This is a genomic window from Flavobacterium sp. (assembly GCF_049318325.1).
Classification (GTDB): Bacteria; Bacteroidota; Bacteroidia; order Flavobacteriales; family Flavobacteriaceae; genus Flavobacterium.
The window spans coordinates 1-6,311 of sequence record NZ_JBMOGQ010000127.1; the positions used below are offsets into that span (position 1 = coordinate 1).

The following is a 6,311-nucleotide window of genomic DNA, read 5'->3' on the forward strand; positions in this document are numbered from 1 at the left end:
CTTTTATCACTAAAACGCCAAGGAGATACAAGCAAAAGATTGCGCATAGAACAAGACGATACACGACTCGGATTTGAAGTCGATTATGACCGTATTATTTTCTCATCTGCTTTCCGAAGTTTACAAGATAAAACCCAAGTAATTCCGCTTTCTAAGACCGATTTTGTGCATACTCGTTTGACACACAGTTTAGAAGTTTCGGTTGTTGGTCGTTCCATTGGAAGATTGGTTGGTAAAAAAATACTCGAAAAATATCCGCATCTGAAGGAAGTCCATGGGTATCATATGAACGATTTTGGCGCTATTGTAGCAGCGGCATCCTTAGCGCACGATATTGGAAATCCACCATTCGGACATTCTGGAGAAAAAGCAATTGGGGAATATTTCTCCATTGGAAAAGGGCAACAATATAAAGACCAATTAACCGAAAAACAATGGCAGGATTTGATAGATTTTGAAGGGAATGCCAATGGTTTTTCGGTGCTTTCGAGTTCTCGTCCCGGCATCGAAGGAAGTCTGCGTTTGACGTATGCGGTTTTGGGGGCGTTTATGAAATATCCAAAAGAAAGTTTACCCAAAAAACCAACCAAAAACATTTCGGATAAAAAGTATGGTTTCTTCCAATCCGACAAGGATTTCTTTAAAGAAGTGGCAGAAGAGTTGGGAATGATCCCGAAAAAATCCGGAAATGATATTGGTTTTGAGCGCCATCCTCTGGCATTTTTAGTCGAAGCCGCCGATGATATTTGCTATACGATTATCGATTTTGAAGACGGAATAAATCTCGGTTTGGTTTCCGAAGATTTTGCGTTGGAATATTTAATTAAATTGGTAAAAGACACTATTGATGCTGCCAAATATCAAACTTTAACGACTAAAGAAGACCGAATTAGTTATTTGCGTGCTTTAGCTATTGGGAACTTAATCAACGATGCAGTAAGGGTTTTTATCGAAAACGAAGAAGCGATTTTACAAGGAAAATTCCATTTTGCATTAACTGATAAAAGCAAGTACAAAGCGCAAATGGATGACATTATTAAACTGAGCGTAAAGAATATTTATCAAAGTAGGGAAGTAATTGAAAAAGAATTGTCAGGTTACCAAATAATCAATAATTTATTGGATAAATTCATCACAGCTTACAACAACAATCATGATGGAAAAGCTACAAATTACGATAAATTACTATTGAAAATTTTACCTGAAAAACATCATTTGGAAAAAGAAAACTTGTACGACAGATTACTTCACATTTGTCACTTCATCTCAATGCTTACCGATGGAAAAGCATTACAGTTGAATAAAATTGTAACAGCTTAATCTTCATCTTGCTCCTCTTCCTCAAGCAAACCTGCAAACAACAAACGCAAACCCTCAACATCAATGTTACAAAATTGTTGTAGTTCGTCAACGGTTCCGTGTTCAATAAAATAATCGGGAACACCGCAAAGGAAGATTTCGTTAACGTAGTCATTTTTGGCAGCGAATTCTAAAACCGAACTTCCAAAACCTCCGGTTGTAACACCATCTTCGACAGTAATAATCGTGGAAAATTTATCACAGATTTTGTGCAGTTTTTTTTCATCTAAAGGTTTTACAAAGCCAAAATGATAATGAGCAAAATGGTTTTCAGGATCTTCAATATCGGTAAGAGCCAATGTTACATTATCTGCTATAGTTCCGGTTGATAAAATGGCAACTTTTTTTCCTTTTCTTAATTTTTTTGATTTGCCAATTTCAATTTTCTGAAAGTCGAAAGGAAATTTCCAATCGGTATTTTTACCTCTCCCACGTGGATAACGAATAGCGATAGGATGTTTCAAGCCCAATGAAGCTGTAAACAGAATGTTTTGTAATTCCATTTCATCCTTTGGGGCATAAATAATCATGTTCGGAATGCAGCGTAAATACGCTAAATCAAAAACACCGTGATGCGTTGCGCCATCTTCTCCAACCAATCCGGCTCGGTCTAAACAAAAAATTACAGGTAAGTTTTGTAATGCCACATCGTGAATTACTTGGTCATAAGCGCGTTTTAAAAATGTTGAATAAATATTACAGAAAACGACCATGCCTTGCGTTGCCATTCCTGCAGAAAGTGTCACCGCATGTTGTTCGGCAATACCTACATCTATAGCTCTTTTTGGGAAGGCCTCCATCATAAATTTCATTGAACTTCCTGAGGGCATAGCAGGAGTAACACCAACAATCTTGGGGTTATTTTTAGCCAATTCAACTAAGGTTAACCCAAAAACATCCTGGAATTTAGGAGGTAAATTTTCATTTGATTTTTTATGAATTTCGCCAGTCGAAGCATCAAATTTTCCTGGCGCGTGGTATTTTACCTGATCCTCTTCGGCTTGTTGTAACCCTTTGCCTTTAGTTGTAATTATGTGTAAAAATTTTGGGCCTTTTACTTTTTTTAATCTTTCTAGTTCTTTTATTAATCCTTCAATATCATGACCGTCAATTGGTCCGGAATAGGCAATGTTTAATGAATTAATTATATTATTTTGTTTTGGATTTTTTCCTTCTTTGACAGACGTCAAATAGTTTTTCAAAGCGCCAACACTTGGGTCAATTCCGATGGCGTTATCATTAAGTATAATTAACAGATTCGTATCTGTAACACCGGCATGATTCAAACCTTCAAAGGCCATTCCGCTTGCAATCGAAGCATCGCCAATCACCGCAATATGATTTTTGTTTTCGCCTTTTAGCTGCGAAGCAATAGCCATTCCCAAAGCCGCAGAAATTGAGGTTGAAGAATGGCCAACGCCAAAAGTATCATAAACGCTTTCATTGCGTCTCGGAAAACCAGAGATTCCGCCAAGTTGTCTGTTGGTATGAAACTTTTTTTTGCGTTCGGTTAAAATTTTGTGTCCGTATGCCTGATGACCAACATCCCAAACCAACAAATCATTTGGTGTATCAAAAACATAATGCAAAGCGATAGTTAATTCAACAACACCAAGCGATGCGCCAAGATGGCCTTCTTTTACCGAAACGATGTCAATGATAAATTCACGTAGTTCCTTTGCCAGTTGCGGCAATTGGGAAACATCTAATTTTCGCAAATCAGTTGGATTGAAAATATGTTCAAGCAATTTTTTTGACATGCCACAAATGTACGAATTGAAATTGTATTTTTGTTTTATGGAAAATCCTTTCACCGACGAATATTTTATGAAGAAAGCTTTGCAGGAAGCGGAACTCGCTTTTGAAAAAGGGGAAATTCCTGTTGGAGCCGTAATTGTAATCGATAATAAAATTATTGCAAGAACCCACAATCTCACCGAAATTCTTAATGATGTTACGGCTCATGCAGAAATGCAAGCTATTACATCAGCAGCAAATTTTATAGGCGGAAAATACTTAAAAGGCTGCTCACTTTATGTAACCTTAGAACCTTGCCAGATGTGTGCAGGCGCTTTGTATTGGAGTCAGATTTCAAAAATTGTTTTTGGTGCTTCTGACGACCAACGAGGTTATCAAACTTTAGGCACCATTATTCACCCAAAAACTAAAGTAATTCATGGTGTTTTAGCTAAAGAATGCTCGGATTTAATGCTTCGTTTTTTTGCATCAAGAAGAGGAGTTTAATTTTAACACAATAAAAAACATTAACTTACGTTCCTATATAAACCAATAAATTTCAAACATGGAAAAAATAAAATCATCAATTATTATTGGCGTTGCCATAATTATAACTTCATTTATTTTGGGCAAGTCTTTTCAAAATCGAAATGAAAATTTGGATTCGATTTCAGTAATTGGATTAGGAACTAAGGATTTTGTTTCAGATGAAATTCTTTGGTCTGGAAGTTTTACGACGAACAGTTTCGATATTAAAACAGCCTATAATAAGATTGTTTCTGACCAGAAAATTGTTTCTGATTTTTTTATAAATAAAGGATTTAAACCAAATGAATTCAGTTTTGGAGCAGTCAATTTTCAAAAGAAATTTAGGGAAGTGCGTAGTGAGAATAGTGACAATCAAACTCGATACGAACTAGTTTTTGATGGTTATGAAGCGACACAAACCATTACCTTTTCGGCAAAAAAGAATCCTGATTTAATGAAACGAATAGAAAGTGTGTCAAGTAAAACGTCTGAATTAGTCAATTCAGGGATTGAATTATCATCTAATTCAATTCAATATACTTATTCAGATTTGCCAAGTTTAAAACAAAGTTTAATTGAAAAAGCCACTCAAGACGCTAACGAACGAGCTACTAAAATTGTAAAAACTGCTGATGGAAGCTTAGGAAAACTTAAACGTGCCAGCATGGGTGTTTTCCAAATCACTGGACAAGGCTCTACTGAAGATGATAGCTACGGAGGAATTAACGATACTTATAGTAAGAATAAAACAGCTAGGATTATGGTTAGATTAGAGTACGAATTAGACTAAATTTAGAAAATAGTAAGCACAAAAAAACCGTCTCGTTTTAACGAGACGGTTTTTTTTATTTTTCTGAAATCTCTTTTCCTTTTTCATCAAAGAAATGATATTCCAAATACGTGTAAGCGTCACGAGGTATGATTTTCACCCACTTTTTATGTTCAAAAAACCATTTTGAACGTAATGATGGAAAACCTTTTTTAAGGTATGCTGCCACAAAAGGATGTACATTTAATTTCACTTTCTTGTGGTCTTTAATAATTTTTTCAAGCGAAAAAGCAATTTTATCAATAATCTGAATTGGCGCATCTACATCGCCCGTCAAGTTATTTGGATTTTCTTCTCTTGTTTCAATATTTACTTCTGGTCTTACTCTTTGTCTTGTGATTTGAACCAATCCAAATTTACTTGGTGGTAAGATTTTGTGTTTTGCTTTATCATCGCTCATTTCTTCTCTAAGGAAGTTGAACAACACTTGGCGATTGTCTGGATCTTTCATATCGATAAAATCGACTACGATGATTCCGCCCATATCCCGAAGACGTAATTGTCTTGCGATTTCTGCTGCGGCTATCATATTTACTTCCAAAGCAGTGTCTTCTTGGTTGTTGGCTTTGTTGGAACGGTTTCCGCTATTCACATCGATTACGTGAAGGGCTTCGGTGTGTTCTATAATTAAATAGGCACCTTTGCTCATAGAAACGGTTCGTCCAAAAGAAGTCTTTATTTGTCGCTCAATATGATATTTTTCAAACAATGGCGTGTCTTTCGATTGATAAAACTTAACAATTTTTTGTTTCTCTGGAGCTATTTCGGCTAAATAGTCCTTTGTTTCTTGGTACAACTCCTCATCATCAATTTGAATACTGGTAAAAGTATCGTTGAATACATCTCTAAGTATCGAAGAAGCTTTGTTTAGCTCTCCCAATACTTTGGATGGATGATGTGCGGTTGGTAATTTTTTACTCATTGCAGTCCATCTATTCATTAAGTTCTGCAAGTCTTTTTCTAATTCGGCTATGTTTTTGCCTTCTGCTACTGTTCTCACAATAACACCAAAACCTCTTTGTTTGATAGATTGTACAAGTTTTTTAAGTCGGTCTTTTTCTTGTTTTGATTCTATTTTTTGTGAAACAGAAACACGGTCAGAAAAAGGCACTAAAACTAAAAATCGTCCGGCGAATGAAAGCTCACAGCTTATTCTTGGGCCCTTTGTAGAAATAGGTTCTTTTACTACTTGCACTAATATTGACTGGTTGGCACTCAGTATGTCAGCTACTGCACCATCTTTGTCAATTTCTTTCTCAAACTGGAAGTTTTTTAGGGAGAAATCTTTTAGTTTACCTGCGCTTACAAGTTTTATGAATTTCAAATAAGAAGTAAAACTTGGGCCCAAATCGTGATAATGTAAAAAGGCATCTTTTTCGTAGCCTACATTTACAAAAGCAGCATTCAATCCGGCAACGGGTTTCCTTATTTTGGCAATAAAAATATCGCCAACTTGGAAGTTGCTTGTTTCCTCTTCTTTGTGTAATTCAATTAGTTTTCCATCTTTTAATAAGGCAAAATCTACAGCGTCAGCACTAGATCTAATGATTAGTTCTTTATTCACTTTGTAAATTTTTATCCAGACTATTAGTCGAAAGTCAAAAGTCGAAAGTCAAAAGTTTTGCAACTCATAACTCATAACTCATAACTCATAACTGAATTGTAAGGATGGATTAAACATTTTAAACAGGTATTGTTTTTACCCGGCGGAATCTCTCAATTCCAATTTCAATGAACGTTTTCTAAAAAAAGAAAAGTAGTTTTAAACTACTTTTTCTTTTTGTGTCGGTTAGCTCTAGCACGTTTTTTACGTTTGTGCGTCGCTACCTTATGTCTTTTTCTTTTTTTACCACTTGGC

The 6,311-nt window shown here is 35.6% G+C and carries 5 protein-coding genes; 3 read left to right on the top strand and 2 right to left on the bottom strand.

Annotated elements, in window-relative coordinates:
• Window positions 1–1,320, top strand: a 1,320-nt coding sequence (gene dgt / locus ACOYLP_RS10025; protein WP_422856034.1) for a dGTP triphosphohydrolase, incomplete at its 5' end; no start/stop codon positions are given.
• Here the strand turns inward: dgt and ACOYLP_RS10030 are convergent.
• On the bottom strand, window positions 1,317–3,119 hold the full coding sequence (locus tag ACOYLP_RS10030) for a 1-deoxy-D-xylulose-5-phosphate synthase (RefSeq protein WP_422856035.1): 1,803 nt from the start codon (window positions 3,117–3,119) through the stop codon (window positions 1,317–1,319). The genes dgt and ACOYLP_RS10030 overlap by 4 nt on opposite strands.
• A gap of 37 nt (window positions 3,120–3,156) precedes the next feature.
• Between ACOYLP_RS10030 and ACOYLP_RS10035 the strand changes: the two genes are divergently transcribed.
• On the top strand, window positions 3,157–3,603 hold the full coding sequence (locus tag ACOYLP_RS10035; protein WP_422856036.1) for a nucleoside deaminase: 447 nt from the start codon (window positions 3,157–3,159) through the stop codon (window positions 3,601–3,603).
• A 58-nt stretch (window positions 3,604–3,661) separates the two neighbouring features.
• Entirely contained in the window at window positions 3,662–4,414 is a 753-nt protein-coding gene (locus ACOYLP_RS10040) for an SIMPL domain-containing protein (RefSeq protein ID WP_422856037.1), read from the top strand.
• 55 nt (window positions 4,415–4,469) lie between these two features.
• Here ACOYLP_RS10040 and ACOYLP_RS10045 read toward each other — a convergent pair whose 3' ends face one another.
• On the bottom strand, window positions 4,470–6,017 hold the full coding sequence (locus tag ACOYLP_RS10045; RefSeq protein ID WP_422856038.1) for an Rne/Rng family ribonuclease: 1,548 nt from the start codon (window positions 6,015–6,017) through the stop codon (window positions 4,470–4,472).
• Between the last annotated feature and the right edge of the window lie 294 nt (window positions 6,018–6,311).

What these genes read in the sequence shown, in the direction of transcription:
- ACOYLP_RS10030 (WP_422856035.1), bottom strand. Translation starts at nt 3,119, where the DNA reads ATGTCAAAAAAATTGCTTGAACATATTTTCAATCCAACTGATTTGCGA.
- ACOYLP_RS10035 (WP_422856036.1), top strand. Translation starts at nt 3,157, where the DNA reads ATGGAAAATCCTTTCACCGACGAATATTTTATGAAGAAAGCTTTGCAG.
- ACOYLP_RS10040 (WP_422856037.1), top strand. Translation starts at nt 3,662, where the DNA reads ATGGAAAAAATAAAATCATCAATTATTATTGGCGTTGCCATAATTATA.